A 22,045-nucleotide genomic window follows, 5' to 3' on the forward strand; every position below is an offset into this window, starting at 1 on the left:
GGGGACGCCGACCGCACCACCCGGCCCGGCGATGGTCAACTGTTGACCGGGGTGAACTTCTCCCAGGGACCGATCGCGTCCCGGTTGGCTATCAGGGGCTCGGCGCCGGAGTTCTCGGCGACGACGTACCTGTCGTTGGCGGCCGCCCGCAGGCTGACCGTGCCGTCCGGGTTGCGGACCAGCGCGAAGGTCTCCCAGGCGCCGACCGCGTCCCGGTTGGCGACCAGCGGTTCCGCCCCGGCGTTCTCCGCGCAGACGTACTTACCGCTGCCGCGCGCCCGCAGCGCCACGTTGCCGCCACCCAGGTCGACCAGGTCGAACCGTTCGGTGGCGCCGATGGCGGCCTTGTCGGCGATCAGCGGTGCGCTGCCGACGGCGCTGACGTACTGGTCGTTCGCCGTCGCCCGCAGCCCGGTCCCGCCCCCGCCGCCGGTGCCGCCGGTGGTGAAGGTGAACGAGTCGACGTCGAAGAGGTTCCCGGCGCCGCCGGTGAAGACCAGATGGAGCGTGGTCGGGCCGCTCGGCTGGTTGGCGAGGGTGGTCGAGACGGTGGTGAATGTGTCCCAGCTGCCGGTGTTCGGCACCGCGACGCTGCCGAGCAGGGTGCCGGTGGCCGATCCGGCGCGCACCTGGATCGTGCCGCCGGGGCCGCCGGAGGAGACCCGCGCGCTGAACCCGGTGGCGTTGCCGAGCTGGTACGGCCGGTACGAGATCCAGTCCCCGTTGTCGATGAAGCCGGCGGTCCGGCCGCCCTCGGCGGCGGCGTGCTCGGCGAGCTGCACCCCGCCGGACTGGCCGCCGAAGTGCTCGCCCTGGCGGTGCTTCGGTTGCAGCGTCCGGATGCTGTTGGAGGTGAGGCCGCCGTTGTCGGTGTAGCTGGCGTCGAAGACCCCGAAGATGTTCGCGGCGGAGTCGTGCTCACCGTCCACCGGCACGGTCATCGTGCCGGAGCAGCCGGTCCTCGCGCTGATCTGGTGGGCGTGGCTGTCGTGCCCGAGAGCGTAGGTGACCCGCACCCGGGAGCAGTCGATGGTGCCGTCCTCCGGGTCGGTGACGGTGACCTGGAACGGCACGGTGTCGCCGAAGGCGAAGAGCTGTCCGTCACCGGGGGCGGTGAGCGTCACCGTCGGCGCCGTGTTCCCGACGGTGATCACCAGGCTGGCGGTGCCGGTCAGCCCGGTCGGGTCGGTGACCCGCAGCGTCGGGGTGTAGCGCCCGTTCGCCGGGTAGGTCTTCGTCGGGTTCGCCGCCGTCGAGGTGGTGCCGTCGCCGAAGGTCCAGAGGTAGCTCAGCGCACCGCCCTCCGGGTCGGTGCTGCCGGCCGAGGAGAAGCTGACGGTCAGCGGGCTCGGCCCCGAGGTGCGGTTGGCACTCGCCACCGCGATCGGGTTGCGGTTGCCGCCGCCGATGTACTCGATCCGGTAGAGCGCCTGGTTGTTCGACCCGGTGCCGTAGTCGAGCACGTAGAGCGCGCCGTCCGGGCCGAACGCCTGGTCCATTACCTGGGTGCCGTGCCACGGGAAGTCGGAGATCTCCCCGGGGGAGCCGTCGGCGTTGACCGCGATCGCCTTGATCCAGCGGCGCCCGTACTCACCGGCGAAGTAGCGGCCGTCGAGCGAGGCCGGGAACTTGACGCTGGAGCTGAGGCTCGCGTCGTAGCGGTAGACCGGGCCGCCCATCGGCGACTCCGACCCGCCGCCGAACTCCGGCGGCGAGCCGGCGTCGCCGTACCGGATCCAGCTCGGCCTGGCCGGCGGCAGCGTGCCCAGCCCGGTGTTCCGGAACGAGTTGTTGGTCGGCCCGCCCAGGCAGTTGTACTTTCCCTGCGACGGCCCGGACGGGAAGGTGTACTCGTTGTAGGTCTCCGCCGTGGTGTTGGTGCCGGTGCAGTACGGCCAGCCGTAGTTGCCGGGCGAGGTGATCCGGTTGAACTCCACCTGCCCGCCCGGCCCCCGGTCCGGGTCCCCGACCCCGGCGTCCGGCCCGTAGTCGCCGAGATAGACGATGCCGGTCGGCTTGTCGACGCTCATCCGGAACGGGTTCCGGAAGCCCATCGCGTAGATCTCCGGCCGGGTGTTCGCGGTGCCCGGCGGGAAGAGGTTGCCGGCCGGGATCGTGTAGGTCCCGTCCGGCTGCGGCCTGATCCGCAGCACCTTGCCGCGCAGGTCGTTGGTGTTGCCGGAGGAGCGCTGCGCGTCGAACTGCGGGTTCCGGGTGGTCCGCTCGTCGATCGGGGTGTAGGAGTTGGACTCGAACGGGTTGGTGTCGTCACCGGTCGACAGATAGAGGTTGCCGGCGGCGTCGAAGTCGATGTCGCCGCCGACGTGGCAGCACTGCCCCCGGTCGTTCGGCACCTGGAGCACCACCCGCTCGCTGCCCATGTTGAGCGTGTCGTCGGCGTTCATGGTGAACCGCGACAGCCGCAGGTGACCCTTCCAGCGGTCCCAGTCGGCGGCGGTCCCGGTGGTCGGGGCGTCCCCGCCGGGGGTGTTCAGCGGCGGCGAGTAGTAGAGGTAGATGTAGCGGTTGCTGGCGAAGTTGGGGTCGGCGGCGACGCCCTGCATCCCCTCCTCGTCGTGCGTGTAGACCGGGACGGTGCCGGCGACCCTGGTGTTGCCGGCGGCGTCGGTGACCCGGACCGTGCCGTCCCGGGCGGTGTGCACCACCGACCGGTTCGGCAGCACGGCCAGCGACATCGCCTCGCCGATCTCGGCCGAGCCGGTGGCGAGGGTGACCTGCTGGTAGTCGGCGGCGGGGATCGGATCGGCCTGGGCCGGCGTCGCGGGCAGCAGCGCCGCGACGATGGCGGCGGCGGTGGCGACCGTCGCAGTCGCGTACGACCACGGTCGTCGTCTGGGGTGCGGTGACACGGGGACCTTCCTTCGTGGCGGGGGGTGCGCCCTGGTGGCCGGGGTGCGTGGCCGCCGCCCCGGTCGCGGGGTGGCGGCGCACGCGGTGGTGGGGTGCGGAGAGCGCCGGCGGGGTCAGCCGCCGTAGACGTTGAGGTCCCAGAGGGAGTAGCCCCACTGGGTGCCGCGCTGCGTGCCGGTGACCCGCAGGTAGCGGCCGTTCGCCGAGATCGGCACGTCGTCGACACCACCGTCGCCGCTGCTGGTCGCGTAGACCTGGGTCCAGGTCGAGTTGTTCGGCGACACGTGGATCTGGTACGCCCGCCCGTACGCCGTCTCCCAGTTCAGCCGGACCCGGTCCAGCCGGTACGACGCGCCGAGGTCGACGGTGATCCACTGTGGATCGCTGTGGGCGCTGCCCCACCGGGTGCCCGAGTTGCCGTCGACCGCGTTGCCCGGCGCGTGCGGGCTGTTCGGCTCGACGCTGGAGGCGGTGACGGACCTGCCCCGGGCCAGGTCGGTCGCTGGCGGCTGGGACGGCCCGTCGGTCCTGATCCGCACGTTCCGGTAGCTGATGTCGAGCCCGGCGCCGTCGTTCTGCAACCCGAGGTAGCCGTCGGCGATGTTCCGGCCGCTCGTGTAGTCGTTGACCTTCACGCCGTTGAGCCAGACCTCGACCCGCTGCCCGTGCACGCCGATCTCGTAGCTGTTCCACGAACCGGGCGGGTTGAGTGCCGCGTCCCGGACGGCGGCGTCAGGCGCGGAGAAGCTGTAGACGCTGCCGGTGGTCCGGGACGGGTCGCCGTCGGTGGCGTCGATCTGGATCTCGTGGCCGGCGTCGACCGGCCGCCACGGGTCACCCTGCGGGTCGGGGAAGCCGACGAAGACGCCGCCGTTGTCGTCGCCCGGCATCATCCAGTCGACCTTGAGCGAGTAGTTGCCGAAGGTGCGGACCGGATACCAGAGCAGCCCCATCCCGCCGTACGAGCTGAGGGTGCCGTCGGCCAGGGTGAAGCCGCCCGGCCCGGCCTGCCGCCACTGCCCGAAGGTCGCCTGGGTGCCGTCGAAGAGCGCGGTGTAGCCGGTCTCCGGGCGGCAGTCGGCCGGGGCGGCACCGGCGGCGATCCGGATCCCGCCGAGCAGCATCCGGGTGAAGGTGGCGTCGGAGTACGTCTGCGGGGTGTGCCCGAGCCCGGTGTACCAGGAGCGCCCGCCGCCGTACTCCTGACACCAGGTGATCGGATGGTCCCCGCCCATCGAACCGCCGCTGTAGGACGACTCGTCCAGGCTGGCCAGCACCTTCACCCGGGACCGGGGGTTGGTCCGGTAGTTGTACCACTCGTCGGTGCGGCTCCACGTCGGCGACAGGTGCGAGGTGGAGGCGTTGCCCCGGTCCTCCACCCGGATCGTCGCCGGCTGGGTCGCCGGATGCGACGCGAAGTACGCCCCGACCAGCCCGCCGTACCATGGCCAGTCGTACTCGGTGTCGGCGGCGGCGTGCACCCCGACGTACCCGCCCCCGGCGGCGACGTACGACTCGAACGCGCTCTGCTGGCCGCCGTCGAGCACGTCCCCGGTGGTGTTGAGGAAGACCACCGCCTGGTACTGGCCGAGGTTGCCGGCGGTGAACGCGCCCGCGTCCTCGGTGGCGGCCACCGCGAACCCGTTCGCCGCGCCGAGCTGCCGGATCGCCGCGATCCCGGCCGGAATCGCGTCGTGCCGGAAGCCGGCCGTCTTGCTGAACACCAGCACCCGGCTCAACGGCGCGGCTGCCTCGGCAGCCTCCGGTGGCGCCACCGCCGCACCTCCGGCGGCCAACAGCATCCCGGCGGCCAGCGCCCCAATCAATCGTCTACACATCAGCTACTCCTCAGAAGTGGAAGGAAGGGCCCCCGCATATCGCTTTCTGTAGAAGAAGGGCCCCCTCCTAACGGGTCGGGCGGGTGCGCGCTCGGGTAGGGGGTGCTCGGGTAGGCGGGCGGGTGCTCGGGTAGGCGGGCGGGCGGAGCTGGGCCGGGGGCGTCAGGGCAGCGTCCAGTTCTGGGCGGCGGTGCCGTTGCAGTCGTAGATCTGCAACTGCCGGCCGTTGCTCGGGTCGGAGGCGGGGATGTCGAGGCAGCGGTTGGACTGCGGGTTGCGCAGGCTGCCGGCGGAGCCGGCGACCCACTGCTGCGCCCCGCTGCCGTTGCAGGTCCAGAGGTGGATCAGCGTGCCGTTGGTGGTGCCGCTGGCCTGCACGTCCAGGCACTTGCCGAGCGCCCGGACCGTGCCGTCGCCGGGCAGCGTCCACTGCTGGTTGGCCGAGCCGGCGATGCAGTCCCACATCTGGATCCGGGTGCCGTCGGCGGTGCCGCCCGCGTTGACGTCGACGCACCTGTTCATGCCCCGGATCGCCCCGGTACGCGGCCCGCCGCCCCCGCCCGGGGTGCTCACCCCGGCGCCGGTGAAGGTGTAGCTGTCCAGGTCGAGCAGGGCACCGCCGCTGCCGCCGGTGAAGACGACGTAGAGGTCGTGGGTGCCGTCGTCCGGCCTGGTCACCGGCGCGGTCACCTCGGTGTAGCTGTCCCAGTTGCCGGTGTTCGGCACGGTCACCCGGGCTACCTCCGGGCCGGTCGGCGAGTCGTACCGGAAGGAGACGACGTTGCCGGCCTTGTCCGACGAGACCCGGGCCCGGACCCCGGTGATCCCCTTCAGGCTCACCGCGTGGTGCCGGACGTACTCGCCGGTCTGGATGTCGCCGAGCCGCCGGCCGCCCTCGGCGCCGGAGGCGTTGATCACCTGCGGGCCGTGCAGCGAGACGTAGTGCTCGGCCTGCCACTGCTTCGGCCAGAGTGTGATCTCCTGCTCCCCGGTCAGCGGCACGGTGCCGGTGGCGCCCCGGTCGGTGTAGCTGGCCCGGAGCACGAAGAAGAGCACCGCGTCCGGGCCGGCGTGCACCGGGCCGGTGTTGACGGTGAAGCCGCAGCCGGTGCCCTGCCCCTCCTCGTGGGCGTGTTCCTGGTGGCCGAGCGCGGCCCGGATCACCACGCTGGCGCAGGGGATCGTGCCGTCCTGCGGGTCGGTGGCGGCGCCGGTGGAGGTGAGATTCTCGTCCCAGGAGAAGAGGCCGCCGTTCGGCAGGCCGCCGAGGGTGACGGTGGGTCGGTTGTTGCCGACGACGATCGCGATCTGGGTGGTGCCGGAGCGGCCGGTGCCGTCGTGAACGGTCAGCCGGGCCCGCTTGTCGCCGTTGCTGGTGTAGGTGTACGTCGGGTTCGCGGCGGTCGAGTCGACGGTGCCGTTGCTGTCGAAGTCCCAGGCATAGGTCAGCGGGTCGCCGTCCGGGTCGGAGCTGCCGGCGCTGGAGAAGCCGACCTGGAGCGGAGCGAGCCCGTTGTCCCGGTTGACGGTGGCGACCGCGGTCGGCGACCGGCCACCCGCGACGTAGTTGATTTTGTAGAGCCCGGCGGCGACGTCGCCGGAGAAGTAGCCGTTGCCGTACTCCAGCAGATAGAGGGAGCCGTCCGGGCCGAACTCCATGTCGATCGGGTGCACGAACTGCATGCCGGCCAGGACCGGCTCGATCACCGTCGGATTTCCGGTACGCGGATTGCCGTTGTCGAACTGCACCTCCTTGATCCAGTTGCGGCAGTACTCGGTGATGAGCAGCTTGTTGTCGTAGTACGCCGGCCACTTCACCTCGGAGGTGAGGTTCGGGTCGTAGTGGTAGACCTCGGCGTGGTTCGGCGAGCCGCAGCCGCCCGGGTTGTCCAGGGCCGGCCACTCCCTGCTGCCGCCGTGCTGCTCCCAGACCAGCGCGCCCCGGGTCGGCGGGAGCTGTTGCAGTCCGGTGTTGTGGGGGGAGTTGTTGACCGGGCCGGTGCCGCCGCCGCAGGGGAACCAGCCGCGCGGCGAGTCGCTGGCGAAGTCCCAGTCGTTGTAGGCGACGTTCGGCCCGCCGCAGTACGGCCAGCCGTGGTTGCCGGGCGCGGTGGCCCGGTTGTACTCGTCGTACGCCGCCGGCCCCCGGTTGGCGATCGTGGCCCCCGCGTCCGGCCCGACCTCGCCCCAGTAGAGGGTGTTCGAGTTCTTCCTGTCCACCCAGATCCGGTAGGGGTTGCGTACCCCCATGATGTAGACCTCGGGGCGGGTGCCGGCGGTGCCGGGCGTGAAGAGGTTGCCGGCCGGGATGGTGTAGCCGCCGTTCTCCTCCGGATGGATCCGGTTGATCTTGCCGCGCAGGTCGTTGGTGTTGCCCGAGGTGCGCTGGGCGTCATACTGCGGGTCGCGACCGGGGCGCTCGTCGATCGGCGCCATCCCGGCCGAGTCGCCGCCGGAGTTGGTGTTGTCGCCGACCGCGAAGTAGAGGTTCTCGTTGCTGTCCCAGGTCATCGAGCCGGCCGAGTGGCAGCAGAGCCGCCGCTCGGTCGGCCACTCGATCAGCTTCGTCTCGCCGCCGAGTTGCAGCGTGCCCGGGTTGAAGGTGAACCGCGAGATCCGGTTGACCAGCGGGGTGGCGACCGGCGAATAGAAGAGATACACCCAGCGGTTGCTGGCGAAGCGCGGGTGCAGGGTGATGCCGATCAGCCCGTCCTCGAACCGGGCGTCGAGCTGCAACGTCAGCGCGACGGTGGTCGAGCCGGTGGCCGGGTTGTAGAGCCGGACCTGCCCGCCGCCGGAGCTGGAGCCCCGGTTGATGTAGAGCACCTTGCCGTCCGGGAGCACCGACAGCTCGATCGGCTCGCCCATGGAGAGCCCGCCGTCGAGCCTGACCTTCTCGAACTGGCTCGTCGGCGGCGGTGCGGCGGCGGCCGGCGGTGCGGCGGCGGTGACCGCGACGAGCGGGGGCAGCAGCGCCGCGACCGTGACCAGCACGACGGCGGCGACGGCTCGGCATGGGGGTGTTCTTCGGTTCATCGTCGACTCCGGCGGATCGAGGGGGGTGGGCGGGCAGGCAGGACGGGGTGCAGCGGGCGGGCAGCTGACGGGGTCGCGGCACAGCGGTAGGAAGGAGCGGCAGCAGGGGATGGCGGAGCTGGCCGGGCCCGGCCGGCGGATCGTCGGCGGATCCGCCGGCCGGACGCGTCAGGCGGGTACCAGCTCGAACTTCTCCCAGGGGCCGATCGACTCCCGGTTGGCGATCAGCGCCGCCGCGCCGCCGTCCTCGGCGACCACGTACCGGTTGTTGACCGTCGCCCGCAGGCTGACCGTGCCGTCCGAGTTGCGGACCAGGGCGAAGGTCTCCCACGACCCGGCCGAGCCCCGGTTGGCGATCAGCGGGTCGGCCCCGGCGTTCTCCGCGCAGACGAACTGGTCGTTCACCCGGGCCCGCAGCGCGATGGCGCCGCCGCCGAGGTCCACCTGGTCGAACTGTTCCCAGGCGCCGACCGCGCTGGCGTTGGCGATCAGGTTGCCGGCGCCGGCATTGCTGGCGCTGACGAACTGGCCGTTGGCCTGGGCGCGCAGCGCGACCGCGCCGCCCGGTTGCGGATTGCTGCCGCCGGTGAGGATCCGCAGCGCGTCGATCATGCCGACCGAGGTCGCCTTGTTGACGATCCGGATCGTGTGCTGGCCGTTCGCCAGCCCGGTCCGCCGCCAGACCACCTGCTGCGCCTGCCGCGCCCCGGAGACGTGTAGGTTGACGTTGGCCTGGAGGACGTCGTCGAGATAGACGTCCACGTTGCCCATGTCGCCGTTGCGCTCCGAGAGGTATTCGACGCCGGTCCCGGTGAAGGTGTAGGAGGCGACCGCACCGACCGTGGTGCTGTGGTGGGTGTCGTCGTTGTAGTCGCCGTACCCGCGTGCCGTGGTGAGGTGCCAGTTGGCGTCGTAGCTCAGCAGGGTGTTGTTGACCATCCCGCCGCCGCCCGGGTTCCCGGGCCCGCCGCCGAGCCCGAGCGTGGAGGCGGTGCCGGAGAGCGTCTTCACGCCCTGGTTGGCGCCGCCGGTCAGCGTGGCGCCGGAATAGCTGGAGAGCGGCTTGCCGGTCCGCTCCACCACGTAGACCGTGTTCGCCGCCGTGGCAAAGCTGATCTCGCCGGCCGAGCTGGTCGTCAGGATGGCGTTGTCCGAGGTACGCCGGACGCGTACCTGCTGGCTGCCCCACGGGTTCACCACCCGGGCCTGCTTGCCGTGCAGGCTGCGCAGTCCGACGTACTTGATCTCGCCTGCCTCCCGTTCGGAGCTGACCAGGAAGCCGTCCTTGGCGAGCAGGGTGAACCTGCCGACGAAGCTGGAGTCGGTCGGCACCGCCGGGAAGACCCGGATCCTGTCGTTGTACGACTGCATCAGCGACTCGTTCATCGCCGCCAGGTGGATGCCGAGATACTCGAAGACCCCGTTGGTGTTGTTGGTCATCCCGTTCGGGTAGTTCTGGTATTTCTGGAGCATCGTCTTTATGCCCTGGAGCGCCTGGTTGCCGAGGCCGAGCCGGGCGGCGTGCACATGGTCGTTGGCCCAGACGTTGCCGTACGGGTGCGGCCGGACGTTCCAGGTGTTGACCGCGGTCTGGTGGTCGGGATAGCCGATCCCGGTCTGGTCGTAGGGCCAGACGAGCTCCAGTGCCACGTTCTCGCCGTTCCGGGTCGGCGAGGTGGGCGGGTCGTGTGGCAGGTACGCCCCGTTCGAGATCTGGTACGGCGCCAGGTTGTCGACGATGTTCTGCCAGCTGGCCCGCAGGCCGGAGTCCAGGCCGAGCTGCTGGCTGACCGCGATGGTCAGCGGGAAGAGCAGCCGGACGGCGGCCAGGTCGGTGATGGCGTTCCGGACGTCCCAGTAGGTCTCGTGGGCGTTCGAGTTGGCCATGTAGTAGCGCCCGGAGGAGTCCCGGCTCAGGATGTCCTCGTAGAACTTCACCGCCTCGCGCATGTACGGGTACGCGGTGTTCCGCAGGTAGTTCTCGTCGTTGGTGTACCGGTACTGCAGGTACATGTTGTAGGCGGCCTCGGTGCCGGTGGAGTAGAGGTCGTTGACGTAGTCGCTGTTGACGGTGCCCCGGGCGTTGCCGTCCCAGCCCATCGTCTCCGGCACCCAGAGCCCGTCACTGCCGTAGCGGGTCGGGGTGTAGGACTTCAGCGCGGCAAGGTTGCGGCTGTAGAGGCGGTTGAAGCCGGCCATCAGGTCGACGTGGTTGCCGGCCAGGAACGAGTTGTAGACGTCGCGCTGGTTCCAGTACCAGTAGCCGTTGCTCCACTTGGAGTTGTCCTGGGTCGCCCGGAACACCCCGTTGATGAAGTGCAGTGGATAGTTGCCGAAGCCGCCTGCCGCGATCATGTAGGTGGCGAGATAGTAGACGTTCTCCAGGTAGTCGGCGTCCCCGCCCGCGTTGGAATACTGCACGAACGACTTCGCCCAGAAGTTGTGCCACCAGTTGCGATAGTTGGTGAACGTGGTGCTGTAGCCGGTCGACTTCACCGCCGCGAGCTGGTTCTTGGCCTGCTGCACCGAGTTCTGGCCCGGTGAGTTGATCCGGGAGGCGGCGGTGAACCAGACGGTGTAGCTGCTGGTCGGGGTGATGTTCAACCGGACCCGGGTGCCGTTGACCACCTGGGAGGTGTAGCTCGCGCCCTCGACGGTGGCGGCCAGGGTGTAGCCGAAGCCGTTCGGGTCGGCCTGACCCCGGCTGATCCCGATGCCGGCGGAGTCGGCGAAGGTGCTCGCGGTGCGCCAGGTGTCGAGGTTGGGCACGTCGGCGATGTTCTGGACGCTGTTCAGGTCCCAGAGGCTCAGGTCGAGCCCGACACTTGTGACGCCGGGCCGGCTGTCCTGGACGTTGATCCCCATCACCTCGGAGTTGGGCGAGCCCATGATGGTGATGGTGCGGTTGTTGTCGTATCTCGTGGTCAGCGTGCCGTCGTAGAGCGACAGGCGCTGCTGGAACGTGGCGTATCCGGAGTCGAGTTGCGGGTTGGCGAAGAGGTGCACGTTCCCGGCCGCGTACGTCGACTGCGGCGCCAGGTCGACGTTGGAGACCTGCATCGACAGGCCGTTCTGGCTCCAGACCATCGCCCCGGTGCGCCCGTTGCCGACGGTCAGCCCGTGCAGCGGGTTGGTGTTGGGCCGGTTGTAGACGATGTCGTGCTTCGAGAGATAGTTGGCATAGTTGACGTTCAGCGTGCCGGTGCTCGAATTGAACGCGGCGTCGGTGGGCGCCGCCACGGCCGGGGCAGCGTGCCCGGTGGCGACGAGGCCGCCCGTGAGCAGGGCGGCGAGCGTGACGCGGATCGGCGTACTCACCTTCATCGACGATCCCCTTCAGATCGTGCGGTGGCTGGCGTCTCGCGCCCCGGGGATCCGGTGAAGCTCCCATCCGCCGAAAACGGAAGCGACGTCGAGACTGACGAGGCCGGTAGCCTGCCCGAAGGTGGCTTTTCCCCGGGTAACCATCGACCCATGTCTGTGACATGCAGTTAACATTGGATGTCTTGCATCCGTCAATCCCTTGCCGGGATCTTTTTGGCCCACCTGTCGTAGGTCGGGTGGCGATGATCGTTCAAATACATCGGATGTATTTCACCCGCCTCCCGCCTCCCGCCTCCCGCCTCCCGCCTCCCGCCCCCCGCCCTCCTCTCTCCTCCCTCCTCCCTCCTCCCTCCCTCCTCCCTCCCTCCCCGCCCTCGCTCCGCCCTCGCCCGCCTCGCCGCCCCCCTCCGCCTCAATGTGGAGAGACGCTCAAGATCGCGGATCTTGGAACCGGGTAGCCGCCATAGCGACCCTCCGCTTCCAAGATCTGCGATCTTGTACAACTCATTGGCGGAGAGGGGGTGGGGGAGGGGAGGGTGGGGTGTGGGTGGGGTGTGGGTGGGGTGTGGGTGGGGTGTGGGTGGGGTGGGGAGGGGTGGGGGGAGGTGTTGGCGGCGGTGGACGGCCCTGGACCGGGGAGTTGGTTCGGGGCGGGGTAGGGGGGTGAGCTGGGTCAGCGGCGGCGGGGGAGCCAGCCGTGGCGGCGGTTGCGGGCCCTGGTGCGAGCCGGCGGCGCGGGTACGCCTTGATGGCGGCATGTGATCGCCCCAACGTCCGGGTGCAAGTCGTGCCGTTCGACGCCGGCGCTTTACGTCGGCCTGGACGGCCCGCTGGTGCTTGCGGCCGTGGACAGCAGGTCGGTCGGCTTCCTGGAAGGGCACCTGAAGGGGCGCGTCATCGAGAGTCCAGACGCCACGACTGATCTTGAAGGCGTTTGGGAGGTTATCCGGGACTATGCTCCGCCGAGTAACCAGAGCCTGGAACCGGCCGGTCCTGACCTTCGGCCCCCAGCACTGGTGCGGCGTTGTTGCCCGAGCGAAGCGTCAGTGACGCCGTGACTCGCGACCCCGACTACTGTGGGCCTGGGGCAGGAGGGCCAGGCTTAATGGACGAGTTGGGACGTGACGAACGTCGAGTCATCGCAGCTGCGCTAGACGAGAGTGACCTCTGCTCGCTGGTCTACTGGTGGGAGCCCGATTGGAACGGCTCATCCGCCCCGAGAGCGCGTAACTCAATATCCAACGCCGTGTGGAAGGCCGTCCGGCTAGGGTTCGTCGATTTGTACCCAACCGTCGATCCGCCAGCGCTGCGCCCGTCGACGTCCGAAGAGGTGGAGAAGACTCTTCGGGGCTTCGTCGAATGGCCGGATCAAGAGGAGGATCGCGAGAATTCCTGGCTGGTCTTGACGGATCGCGGACAGGTGGTACTTGGATCACTATCCCGGGAAGAGTTGACAGGCAGCGGTCCGGCGGAATCTTCCTAGAGTCTTGCGACCGGCTTGTAGTAGGGCGTCGCGTTATAGTTGTCTGATCCTGATTACCTCGCATTGGTGAATCGGGCCGAGATCCGGCGTGGCGTGGAACTGCCTCGATAGCCTCCCCTCGTGACCTCACCGCCTGGCGATTACACCGCGACGTTGCCGCGCAAGCGGATGGGCTCTGCCGTGCTGCTCCGTGACGACCTCAGCCGGGTTCTGCTGGTCGAGCCGGTCTACAAGGGCTACTGGGAGCTGCCCGGTGGCGTGGTGGAGGAAAGCGAGTCGCCGTACCTCGCCGCCGTGCGCGAGACGAAGGAGGAACTCGGTCTGTCGATCGTGCCCGGCCGGCTGCTGGTCGTGGACTGGGTTCCGCCGTGCACCGGCCGTACGGAAGGGGTCATGTTCGTCTACGACGGCGGGGTCCTGGGCGTGACACGGACCGTCGAGATCCACCTGCCGGCCGACGAACTGCGTGGCTGGGCGTGGTCGACACCGGACGAGGCGCGGCAGCGGCTGTCCCCGCTGCTGGCTCGGCGGGCCGCGGCCGCGCTGAAGGCGGCGACCGGCGGCTTCACCCGCTATCTGGAGAACGGAAACCCCGTCGTCTGACCAAGGCGGCTGCCCCTCCTGACCAGCCGCTCGGGCGACGCCTCCAACCGGATCAATGCTGATCGACGGCTGTGCGGACGTGTGCGCGTTCACCCTGCTTGCCGACGAGGCTGAGGAACTCCACCGGTCCCGAGCTGGTCGCCCCGAACCAGTGCGGCGTACGGGTGTCGAACTCGGCGGCCTCACCGGGTTCGAGGATCAGGTCACGCTCGCCGAGGACGAGCCGGAGCCTGCCGCTGAGCACGAAGGCCCAGTCGTAGCCCTCGTGGGTGCGGAGGGCGGGTTCGGCGTCGTCGCGTCCGGCGGGGAGGATGAACTTGTAGGCCTGGATGCCCCCGGGTCGGCGGCTCAGCGGCACGATGACGGAGCCGTCGCGGCTGGGCAGCGGACGCATGTTGATGCGTGGGTCGCCGGTCGGCGGCGCGTCGACCAGTTCGTCCAGGGTGACGCCGTAGACGCGGGCCAGGGGTAGCAGCTGTTCGAGGGTGGGGCGCCGTAGGCCGGCCTCGAGCCGGGAGAGCGTGCTGATCGAGATGCCGGTCGCCTCGGCGAGGTCGTTCAGGGTGATGTCCCGGCGCTGTCGCAGTCGCTTGAGCCGGGGGCCCACGGCGTCGAGGGTGTGGTCCGTTGATTCGTTCATCCTGCCAGTTTGCCATTCGGCAAATAGTTTTGCGGTTTCGCCTGCCGCTGCCGACCATCGGAGAGCCCGGGTGCCGAAGCGGCATCCGCGAGGTAACCGAGAGGTCGGACATGACACAACATACGGGCACGATCCGGGACGTGGTGATCGTCGGGGGCGGCGCGGCCGGCCTCAGCGCCGCGTTGACGTCAGCTCGCGCCCGCCGCGCCGTCACCGTGGTGGACGCGGGTGAGCCGAGGAACGCCCCGGCGGGCGGGGTGCACGGGCTGCTGGCCCTGGACGGCGTGCGCCCCGCCGAGCTGCTGGCCCGGGGCCGGGACGAGGTCCTCGGGTACGGCGGCGAGATCCTCACGGGCGAGGTGGTCGACGTCTCGTGTGCGTCGTACGGATTCCTGGTCGTCCTCCGCGACGGCGCGGTCCTCCCGACGCGGCGTCTCCTGATCGCCACCGGCCTCGTCGACGAACTGCCCGACATCCCCGGGGTACGCGAGCAGTGGGGGCGCGACGTCCTGCACTGCCCCTACTGCCACGGGTGGGAGGTCCGGGATCGCCGGATCGGCGTCCTGGTCACGGAGCCGATGGCGGTACAGAAGGCGGTCCTGTTCCGGCAGTGGAGTTCCGACGTGGTGTTGTTCGCCGGTGGCCACCAGCTCGAGCCGGAGGTAAGCGCCCAGCTCGACGCGCTGGATGTACCGGTGATCACCGGCCGGATCTCGCGGCTGGAGATCGACGGCGGCCACACGCGCGGCGTACGGCTGGACGACGGCCGGGTCGTCGCTGTCGACGCGGTCGTCGTGGCCACCCGGATGGTCGCGCGCACGGCGCCCTTCGCCGGGATCGGCATCAAGCCGACGTCCCATCCGGCTGGGGCGTTCGTCGAGTCCGACGCCTTCGGGAAGACCTCGGTCCCCGGCGTCTGGGTGGCCGGCAACGCCTCCGACATCTCCGCCCAGGTGAGCGGGGCCGCTGCCGAGGGGGCCCGCGCGGCCCAGCACCTCAACGCCGACCTGGTGAGGGACGACCTTGACCGCGCGATGGCCGCGCGGGCCGACGCAGCAGCAACCGAGGGGGACCGGCGATGACGCACTCGTTCGACAGGGAGTACTGGGACCAGATCTGGCAGGGCGACCGCGCCGCGGCCATGGCCGCCGGCCGGCCCAATCCGCACCTGGTGCGCGAGGCCGGCGAGCTGGCGCCCGGCACGGCGCTCGACGCGGGGTGCGGTGCCGGGGCCGAGGCGATCTGGCTCGCCACCCGTGGCTGGCAGGTCACCGGCGTCGACATCGCCGGCACGGCGCTCGATCGCGCAGCGGAGCGCGCCGACGCCGCCGGGGTCGCCGGGCGGGTGCGGTGGGTCGAGGCGGATCTGTCCAGGTGGCAGCCGGACGACCGGTACGACCTGGTCACCACGCACTACGCGCACTCCGCCATGTCGCAGCTGGAGTTCTATGACCGTATCGCCTCCTGGGTCGCCCCCGCCGGCACCCTCTTCATCGTCGGTCACCTCCACCATCCCGAACAGCACCCCGATCAGCACCACGACCGGGCCCCTGCCGCCGGCCACGGCCACGGGCACGGGCACGGGCACGGGCACGGCGAGACGGGACCACCCGCCTCGGCCTCGGTGACGGCCGCCGACATCACCACGCGGCTCGATCCGACCGTGTGGGAGGTGGTCACCGCGCAGGAGTCGCACCGGGAACTGACCGGTCACGGCGGCCACGCGACATCGATCCACGACGTGGTCGTCAGAGCCGACCGACGTCGCTGACCCCGTCACCCGACCCTCCGCCTCCGTCTCCACCCGGCCGATCGGCTCGGCGGCCGCAACTCCCACCTCCCGCGAAGGAACCTCATGAACACGATCCCGCCCTCGGCCGTGGCCGGCCACGGTGACCCGGTCGTCATCGACGACCCCCACCGGCGCCGCGCGGTCCTGATCGCCGTCTGTGTCGCGCTGATGGCCGTCATCGCCTCGGTGACCGGCCTGAACGTCGCGCAGCCCGAACTCGCCGTCGAGTTCGACGCCTCGCAGAGCGAGGTGCTGTGGTTCATCAATCTCTACACGATGACTCTCGCCGCACTGCTCCTGCCGCTCGGGGCACTCGGCGACCGGTGGGGCCGCAAGCCGGTGCTGCTGGTCGGTCTGACCGTCTTCGGCCTCGCGAACGTGGCCGCCGGTCTGGCGACCTCCTCGGAGATGATGCTCGCCTCCCGGTTCCTCTCCGGCGTCGGGGCAGCGATGATCATGCCGGTCACGCTCGCCGTGATCACCTCGACCTTTCCCGAGGAGGAGCGTGCCAAGGGCATCGGGGTGTGGACGGCGGTGGCCGGGGGCGGCGGCATCCTCGGGATGTACCTCTCGGCGCTGCTGGTCGACGTCGCCACCTGGCGGTGGCTCTTCGTTCTGCCCGTCGCGCTCGTCCTGGCGTCGGTCGCGATGATCGTGCGGTCGGTCCCGAACTCGCGCGAGGACGCCGCGCACCGGTTCGACACCGTCGGCTCGGTGACCTCGGTCGTCGCGGTGCTCGCGCTGATCTTCGTGCTGCACGAGGGCCCGGTGTACGGCTGGACCGAGCCCTCGACGCTGCTCGGCCTCGTCGGCGGTCTGCTCGCCGCGATCGGCTTCATAACCTGGGAACTGCGCCAGCCGGCGCCGCTGCTCAACGTACGGCTGTTCCGCGAGCGCGGCCCGGCCAGCGGGTCGCTCGCACTGCTCGCCGTCTTCGGGGTGCAGGCGGGGATCTTCGTGGTGCTCTTCCCGTTCCTCCAGGTCGTGCTCGGCTGGTCCGCGCTGCGGGCGACCCTGGCGATGATGCCGACAGCCCTGCTGATGATGCTCGCCTCCGGCCTCGCCCCGCAGGTGGCCGCCCGGATCGGAAGCCGCGCCACCATGACGTCGGGCATCCTGCTCGGCGGCGTCGGGCTCGCCCTGATGGCGAGCCTCGTCTCCGTCGACGGCGGCTACCTCGCCGTGCTTCCCGGCATGCTCGCGATGGGACTCGGCATGGGCCTCTCCATGACGCCGTCGACCGAGGCGATCACCGGCTCGTTGCCGCGCGAGCACCAGGGGGTCGCCTCCGCGCTCAACGACGTCACCCGCGAGTTCGGCAGCGCCCTCGGCGTCGCCCTGCTCGGCGCCGTCCTCTCCGCCGGCTACCGGACCTCGATCGATCCCCGGCTCGGCGGCGTCCCGACCGAGGTGGCCGACCCCGCCCGCGAGGGTGTCGCGAACGCCGTCGCCGTCGCCGACGGTGCCGGCCCGCAGGCCGGAGCACTGGTACGGGCCGCCGAGGAGTCGTTCGTCGACGGCTGGCAGCACGCCATGTGGGTCGGAGCCGTGATCATGGCCATTCTCTTCGGCTACGTGCTCGCCCGTGGCCCCCGGCGCACCGCCGTTCCCGGCGACCGGGCCGAGGAGGCATCGGGCGTGCTACCGAGGGGTGAGAGCACGTACGATCCATGCCATCGTCGGGAGCTGAGCCAGGCGGGAGCAGCCGATGGTCACCGATGCAACGATGGTTCGCATTGGCCGAGGGGTGGAGTTGCATCACCACCGACGTCAGCGTGAGGCGGCTCGCGACCTGTTCGCGGAGATCTGGGCCGAGATCGGCGGCGAACGAGGCGATCCCCTGCACGTCTGCGTCCTCGCGCACTCGATGGCCGATGTGCAGGACGACGTCCACGAGGAACTGCTCTGGGACCAGCGGGCGTTGGCAGCGGCCGACCTGCTCACCGACGACCGGGTGGCGCAGGCCGGGGTGCCGCTGTCGGTGGCCGGTCTGTATCCGTCGCTGCACCTCAACCTGGCCGACTGCTACCGCAGGCTCGGCGATCTCTGCCGGGCCCGCGAGCACCTCCGGCATGCCCGTGCGGGGGTCGGCGCGCTCGGCGATGACGAGTACGGGCAGCTCATCAGGGGCGGCCTGGACCGACTGACCGACCAGTTGGCCGCCGAGTAACCAGCCGCTCGGCCGGCACATGTGGCCTGCCCCCGCGCGGCGGCCTCGACCGTTCGTCACGTGCCGGCGGGACGCCGGTGCCGGCGGGTCGTCAAGGGTCTGCTCGGCGGCCTGGAGCTGGGTGAGAATGCCGGCGAGCCCCTGGGCCAGGGTGTCGTGGATCTCCCGGGCCATCCGCTGCCGCTCATCGAGCACCCCGGCCCGCGCGCCCGCACCAGCAGTTGGGCGTGCAGGCCGCGGTCTCCTCCAGCGCCGCCTCCAGCTTGGTGTTGGCCTCGTGCAGCTCGGTGAGGGCCCGCCGCTGCTTCCGGTTGCGGTCGTCGGCCAGCTCGGCGACGTGGAAGAACACCCCGGCCAGCACGATGCAGATGACGGCGACGGAGATCCCTTCCCACCACGCCCCGGCGACGATGTCGGCGGCCCCGCCGAGATGTCCGATCGCCGAGACGACCGCCGTGACGGCGATGCCGGCATAGCGCCAGCGGCCCTTCAGGTAGAGGAACGCCTGTGGGTGGCCGACGAAGGCGAAGAGGGCGAAGAAGGGCGCGAGCGCCACCAGGCCGGCGGCCAGCGCCATCAGCCCCGGTGTAGTAGAGGCCCATCAGCGGGCCGTTCTGGTGCCACTCCGGATGCGGGGTGCGGAAATAGAGGATCCAGAGCGTGGCCGCGAGCGTCAGCCCGAGCACGGCCGGGACGCGCACCGGCGTGTCCCAGGTCGGTTGCAGCAGCGTGAGCAGGACGCTGGCCGCCAGGAGGAGGTAGGGGAGCACCTTGAAGAGTGCGATCTCCCGGCGCTCCCAGCGGTCGAACTCCGCTCGCAGCTCCGCCTCGATGCTCACGACCTACTCCCAGCGGAAGTACCGTGCCGCCAACCCGCCGGCCACGATCGTCCAGCCGAGCATGACCGCCAGGTGCAGCAGTTGCGGCCAGTGGCCGGCCGTGGCGTCCTGCAATGATTGCACGCCCGCGCCGAGCGGGGTGAGATCACTGATCGTCCGCAGCACGTCGCTCATGGCGCTGCGTGGAATCCAGAGGCCGGCGAAGAAGACGACCGGGAAGAAGAGGATGGACCCGATCGCGCCGGCACTCTTGCCGCTCGGCGCGAGCGCGGCGACGAGCAGGCCGATCGCGAACATCGCCAGCGCCGCCAGCAGGTAGCCGAGCAGGTAGGCCGGCACCTGCCGGGGCAGGGGCACGTCGTACGCCAGCCGGCCGATGGCCAGGACGAGCACCATCGTCGCCACGGAGAGGATCGTGGACATCAGCAACTGCGCACCGAGCATCATCTGCGGCTTCACCGGAGTGGTCCGCATGCGTCGCAGCACGCCCTTCTCCCGGTAGGTGGCGAGGAGCTGGGAGAGGCCGTTGAGGGCGAACATGGCCAGCGCCGTACCGACGATGATCGGCACGTAGATGTCGATCACCCGCAGGCCGCCGAGGGACGGGTCGGGTTCCTGGAACGGCGGGATCAGGCCGAAGATGACGAGCAGCATCGGGGGGAACGCGATCGCGAAGAACACGATGATCGGCTCGCGGAAGAACAGTTTGGTTTCGGTGGCGGTGAGCCGGGACAGGGCGGACACGGCGGTCTCCTCAGGCGTCGATGTGGCGGCCGGTGAGCGCGATGAAGGCGTCCTCCAGCGAGGTCTGCTCGACCCGCAGGTCGGCGACGACGACCTTGTCGCGGGCGAGCACGGTGGCTACGGCGAGCAGCAGGTTTCCGGTACCGGTCACCACGATCTGGCGGCCGGCCCGCTCGACCGACGTCACCTCGGGCAGCGCGGTCAGCACGGCGTCGTCCAGTGGTGTCGACGGGCGGAACCGGATCCGCTGCCGGTCGTCGACCTTCGCGACCAGCCCGGCCGGGGAGTCGAGCGCGACGAGCCGGCCCGAGTCGATCAGGGCGAGCCGGTCGCAGAGCCGTTCCGCCTCCTCCATGAAGTGCGTGACCAGCACGATCGTCACGCCCCGATTGCGTACGTCCTCGATCAGGTCCCAGGCGTCGCGGCGCGCCTGCGGGTCCAGGCCGGTGGTGAGCTCGTCGAGCACCGCCACCGTCGGGTTGCCGACCAGGGCGAGCGCGATGGACAGCCGCTGCTTCTGCCCGCCGGAGAGGCGCCGGAACTGCGTGCCGACCTTGTCGCCGAGGCCCAGGGTGTCGATCAGCTCCCGCCAGTCGGCCGGGTTCCGGTAGAAGGAGCTGTAGAGCTCCATCGCCTCGCCGACCCTGAGCTTGTCGGGCAGCTCGCTCTCCTGGAGCTGCGCGCCGAGCAGTTGCCGCAGCTCACCGGTGTCGCGCCGCGGGTCGATGCCGCAGACCCGGACGGTGCCGCCGTCCGGGGTCCGTAACCCCTCGACGCACTCGACGGTGGTGGTCTTGCCGGCACCGTTCGGGCCGAGGATGCCGAAGATCTCGCCCGGCTCGACGGCGAAGCTGACCCCGTCCACCACGGTGCGGTCACCGTAGCGCTTGACCAAACCGTCGACTTCGATGATTGCCATACCAGTAGCGTGCCATCCGCGATCCGGTGCCGAATCGACCACGCAGTCCGGCCGGCACCGGGCGCGACGGGTACGCCGATCAACCGATCGGTGGATGCCGGGTCAGCCCCGCCGCAACGCCGGACGCGGCGGGGCGCGGGTGCCGCCCGGTCAGCCCATCGACCTGGCCCCGTCGATGGACTCCCGGATGATGTCTGCGTGCCCGGCGTGCTGTGCCGTCTCGGCGATGATGTGCTGCAGCACCCGGCGCGCGCTCCACCGGGCGCCCGGCTCGAACCACGGGGCGGGCGGCAGTTCGTGACCGGCGTCGAGGTCGGGCAGGGTACGCACCAGGTCGTCCGTGTGCCGCGCGACGTTCTCGTACTCCTCCAGCAGCGCGGCCAGCGTCTCCCCGGGTTCCATCCGGAAACCGGCCGCGTGCGCCTCGTACGCTGCCGGATCGTCGCCGGCCGGCATCGACGCGGCTCCCTCGACGACGAACCGGGTCCACTGCCGCTCCACCGCCGTGACGTGCTTGATCAGCCCGCCCACACAGAGTGCGCTGACCGTGCTGCGGGTGGCGGCCTGCTCGTCGCTGAGCTCGCGCGCGGTGAACCGCAGGAAGTGCCGCGCGTGGCCCAGGGACTCCAGGAGGTCGGCCCGCTCGCCGGTCACGGTCTGCGCGGAGGTCGTCGTCGCCATGGTCGTCATCCTTCTTCTCGGAACTGCCTCGTCTCGCTCTCGACCTCGACGCTACGGACCATAGCGGTCACTTTCTGGCCGCTTGTCCCGGGCATCCGACCGGTTTCGGCATCGAATCACCGCAGCGTGTGGAGAGCGTCCTCGACGGTGGGGTCCAGGTGCGGGAGACAATCGAGGTTCATTGCGTCCGGCGCCATCTGGACAGGTGGTGGGACCTCGACCGATGTCACCTCGGGCAGCGCGGTCGGCACGGCGTCGTCCAGTGGTGTCGACGGGCGGAACCGGATCCGCTGCCGGTCGTCGACCTTCGCGACCAGCCCGGCCGGGGAGTCGAGCGCGACGAGCCGGCCCGAGTCGATCAGGGCGAGCCGGTCGCAGAGCCGTTCCGCCTCCTCCATGAAGTGCGTGACCAGCACGATCGTCACGCCCCGATTACGTACGTCCTCGATCAGTACAGCAATCTGGTGGAACGGTGGACGGTACGGGCCGCCGGCCTGGGGGACGTTCCATCTCGATGAGGTCCGCCCGATCCTGGAACGCGGCTACGGGGCCGGGCCTCGCCGGGCCGTGGCGGGAGCGTCGATGGGCGGCTACGGCGCGCTCGGGTACGCGACACCCCGTCCCGGGATCTTCCGGGCGGTGGCCAGCTACAGCGGTTCGGTCCACCTGCTGCACCCTGACTCGGTGACCGGGTGGAGAACGGCGTTCCAGATATCTCGACCTGTGGGGTGATCCGGCCGCCCAACGCATGGTCTGGGAACGGCACGACCCGCACCACCTGGCCGATTGGCTGCGGCGCACACCCGTCTTCCTGATCTGCGGCAATGGTAGGGACGGCCTGCGCTCGACGGTGTGGAGACCACTGCGGAGGACCGGCAGATCGAAGCATTCGACCGGGTTCTCAACGAGTCGCTCGCGGGCCGGTTGCGGCGAGCGGGTGCCCCGCTCGTCACCGACTTCTACCACGGCACCCACCAGCCGGCGTACTGGGAGCGGGAGCTGCACCGCTCACTGCCGATGCTGCTGGCTGCCCGGGGCAACGACCGTTGGTGACACGCCGCCTTGGCAGCAGCGTGCGGCCGGCAGGAGTTTCCGACCCGCCGGG

General features: G+C 70.4%; 16 protein-coding genes and 2 pseudogenes. 7 read left to right on the plus strand and 11 right to left on the minus strand.

The window, feature by feature from the left end:
- Nucleotides 1-35: 35 nt before the first annotated feature.
- The 4 genes from ACN27G_RS10205 to ACN27G_RS10220 form a co-directional block, all read right to left on the minus strand.
- The gene (locus tag ACN27G_RS10205) at nucleotides 36-2,870 is read right to left on the minus strand and encodes a PQQ-dependent sugar dehydrogenase (RefSeq protein WP_421492544.1); all 2,835 of its coding nucleotides are present in this window, start codon (nucleotides 2,868-2,870) and stop codon (nucleotides 36-38) included.
- A 114-nt stretch (nucleotides 2,871-2,984) separates the two neighbouring features.
- Nucleotides 2,985-4,709: a ThuA domain-containing protein gene (locus ACN27G_RS10210; protein WP_421492545.1), complete on the minus strand. Its 1,725-nt coding sequence runs from the start codon at nucleotides 4,707-4,709 to the stop codon at nucleotides 2,985-2,987.
- A gap of 162 nt (nucleotides 4,710-4,871) precedes the next feature.
- Entirely contained in the window at nucleotides 4,872-7,745 is a 2,874-nt protein-coding gene (locus ACN27G_RS10215; RefSeq protein ID WP_421492546.1) for a ricin-type beta-trefoil lectin domain protein, read from the minus strand.
- Between the two features lie 168 nt (nucleotides 7,746-7,913).
- Entirely contained in the window at nucleotides 7,914-11,069 is a 3,156-nt protein-coding gene (locus ACN27G_RS10220) for a glycosyl hydrolase family 95 catalytic domain-containing protein (RefSeq protein ID WP_421492547.1), read from the minus strand.
- Between the two features lie 1,603 nt (nucleotides 11,070-12,672).
- On the opposite strand from ACN27G_RS10220, the gene ACN27G_RS10225 reads away from it, so the two are divergent.
- Entirely contained in the window at nucleotides 12,673-13,155 is a 483-nt protein-coding gene (locus ACN27G_RS10225; protein WP_421492548.1) for an NUDIX domain-containing protein, read from the plus strand.
- Between the two features lie 52 nt (nucleotides 13,156-13,207).
- Here ACN27G_RS10225 and ACN27G_RS10230 read toward each other — a convergent pair whose 3' ends face one another.
- Complete coding sequence (locus tag ACN27G_RS10230) at nucleotides 13,208-13,795, minus strand: helix-turn-helix domain-containing protein (protein ID WP_421492549.1); 588 nt, start codon at nucleotides 13,793-13,795, stop codon at nucleotides 13,208-13,210.
- A 110-nt stretch (nucleotides 13,796-13,905) separates the two neighbouring features.
- On the opposite strand from ACN27G_RS10230, the gene ACN27G_RS10235 reads away from it, so the two are divergent.
- The 4 genes from ACN27G_RS10235 to ACN27G_RS10250 all read left to right on the plus strand — a co-directional run bounded on the left by ACN27G_RS10235 (nucleotide 13,906) and on the right by ACN27G_RS10250 (nucleotide 17,757).
- On the plus strand, nucleotides 13,906-14,877 hold the full coding sequence (locus tag ACN27G_RS10235) for an NAD(P)/FAD-dependent oxidoreductase (protein ID WP_421492550.1): 972 nt from the start codon (nucleotides 13,906-13,908) through the stop codon (nucleotides 14,875-14,877).
- The gene (locus tag ACN27G_RS10240; RefSeq protein ID WP_421492551.1) at nucleotides 14,874-15,566 is read left to right on the plus strand and encodes a class I SAM-dependent methyltransferase; all 693 of its coding nucleotides are present in this window, start codon (nucleotides 14,874-14,876) and stop codon (nucleotides 15,564-15,566) included. Before ACN27G_RS10235 ends, ACN27G_RS10240 begins: the two co-directional genes overlap by 4 nt.
- Before the next feature lie 84 nt (nucleotides 15,567-15,650).
- Nucleotides 15,651-17,366, plus strand: coding sequence for an MFS transporter (locus tag ACN27G_RS10245; protein WP_421492552.1), 1,716 nt, complete (start codon nucleotides 15,651-15,653; stop codon nucleotides 17,364-17,366).
- Nucleotides 17,296-17,757 carry a hypothetical protein gene (locus tag ACN27G_RS10250; RefSeq protein ID WP_421492553.1) on the plus strand — a complete coding sequence of 154 codons (462 nt, stop codon included), beginning with the start codon at nucleotides 17,296-17,298 and terminating at the stop codon, nucleotides 17,755-17,757. The genes ACN27G_RS10245 and ACN27G_RS10250 overlap by 71 nt, the downstream gene beginning before the upstream one ends.
- Before the next feature lie 120 nt (nucleotides 17,758-17,877).
- Here the strand turns inward: ACN27G_RS10250 and ACN27G_RS10255 are convergent.
- The 6 genes and pseudogenes from ACN27G_RS10255 to ACN27G_RS10280 form a co-directional block, all read right to left on the minus strand.
- A pseudogene (locus ACN27G_RS10255) lies at nucleotides 17,878-17,931 on the minus strand (histidine kinase); the annotation flags it as partial.
- A gap of 10 nt (nucleotides 17,932-17,941) precedes the next feature.
- Nucleotides 17,942-18,334, minus strand: a complete 393-nt coding sequence (locus ACN27G_RS10260) for a hypothetical protein (RefSeq protein WP_421492554.1) — start codon at nucleotides 18,332-18,334, stop codon at nucleotides 17,942-17,944.
- A 265-nt stretch (nucleotides 18,335-18,599) separates the two neighbouring features.
- Nucleotides 18,600-19,340 carry an ABC transporter permease gene (locus ACN27G_RS10265; RefSeq protein WP_421492555.1) on the minus strand — a complete coding sequence of 247 codons (741 nt, stop codon included), beginning with the start codon at nucleotides 19,338-19,340 and terminating at the stop codon, nucleotides 18,600-18,602.
- Between the two features lie 10 nt (nucleotides 19,341-19,350).
- Nucleotides 19,351-20,259: an ABC transporter ATP-binding protein gene (locus tag ACN27G_RS10270; protein WP_421492556.1), complete on the minus strand. Its 909-nt coding sequence runs from the start codon at nucleotides 20,257-20,259 to the stop codon at nucleotides 19,351-19,353.
- A 150-nt stretch (nucleotides 20,260-20,409) separates the two neighbouring features.
- The gene (locus ACN27G_RS10275; RefSeq protein WP_421492557.1) at nucleotides 20,410-20,940 is read right to left on the minus strand and encodes a DinB family protein; all 531 of its coding nucleotides are present in this window, start codon (nucleotides 20,938-20,940) and stop codon (nucleotides 20,410-20,412) included.
- A gap of 218 nt (nucleotides 20,941-21,158) precedes the next feature.
- Nucleotides 21,159-21,392 (minus strand): annotated as a pseudogene (locus ACN27G_RS10280) (ABC transporter ATP-binding protein); the annotation flags it as partial.
- On the opposite strand from ACN27G_RS10280, the gene ACN27G_RS10285 reads away from it, so the two are divergent.
- Entirely contained in the window at nucleotides 21,337-21,672 is a 336-nt protein-coding gene (locus ACN27G_RS10285) for an alpha/beta hydrolase-fold protein (RefSeq protein WP_421492558.1), read from the plus strand. The pseudogene ACN27G_RS10280 and the gene ACN27G_RS10285 overlap by 56 nt on opposite strands.
- A gap of 120 nt (nucleotides 21,673-21,792) precedes the next feature.
- Nucleotides 21,793-21,993 (plus strand): hypothetical protein, encoded by a 201-nt coding sequence (locus ACN27G_RS10290; protein ID WP_421492559.1) that lies wholly within the window; start codon nucleotides 21,793-21,795, stop codon nucleotides 21,991-21,993.
- Nucleotides 21,994-22,045 lie beyond the last annotated feature (52 nt).

This window comes from Plantactinospora sp. WMMB334 (genome assembly GCF_049179095.1).
Taxonomy (GTDB): Bacteria; Actinomycetota; Actinomycetes; order Mycobacteriales; family Micromonosporaceae; genus Plantactinospora.

Coding starts and splice junctions, on each gene's coding strand:
- ACN27G_RS10270 (WP_421492556.1), bottom strand. CDS start 20,259: ATGGCAATCATCGAAGTCGACGGTTTGGTCAAGCGCTACGGTGACCGC.
- ACN27G_RS10260 (WP_421492554.1), bottom strand. CDS start 18,334: ATGGCGCTGGCCGCCGGCCTGGTGGCGCTCGCGCCCTTCTTCGCCCTC.
- ACN27G_RS10210 (WP_421492545.1), bottom strand. CDS start 4,709: ATGTGTAGACGATTGATTGGGGCGCTGGCCGCCGGGATGCTGTTGGCC.
- ACN27G_RS10220 (WP_421492547.1), bottom strand. CDS start 11,069: ATGAAGGTGAGTACGCCGATCCGCGTCACGCTCGCCGCCCTGCTCACG.
- ACN27G_RS10235 (WP_421492550.1), top strand. CDS start 13,906: ATGACACAACATACGGGCACGATCCGGGACGTGGTGATCGTCGGGGGC.
- ACN27G_RS10250 (WP_421492553.1), top strand. CDS start 17,296: ATGGTCACCGATGCAACGATGGTTCGCATTGGCCGAGGGGTGGAGTTG.
- ACN27G_RS10230 (WP_421492549.1), bottom strand. CDS start 13,795: ATGAACGAATCAACGGACCACACCCTCGACGCCGTGGGCCCCCGGCTC.
- ACN27G_RS10215 (WP_421492546.1), bottom strand. CDS start 7,745: ATGAACCGAAGAACACCCCCATGCCGAGCCGTCGCCGCCGTCGTGCTG.
- ACN27G_RS10245 (WP_421492552.1), top strand. CDS start 15,651: ATGAACACGATCCCGCCCTCGGCCGTGGCCGGCCACGGTGACCCGGTC.
- ACN27G_RS10240 (WP_421492551.1), top strand. CDS start 14,874: ATGACGCACTCGTTCGACAGGGAGTACTGGGACCAGATCTGGCAGGGC.
- ACN27G_RS10275 (WP_421492557.1), bottom strand. CDS start 20,940: ATGGCGACGACGACCTCCGCGCAGACCGTGACCGGCGAGCGGGCCGAC.
- ACN27G_RS10285 (WP_421492558.1), top strand. CDS start 21,337: ATGAAGTGCGTGACCAGCACGATCGTCACGCCCCGATTACGTACGTCC.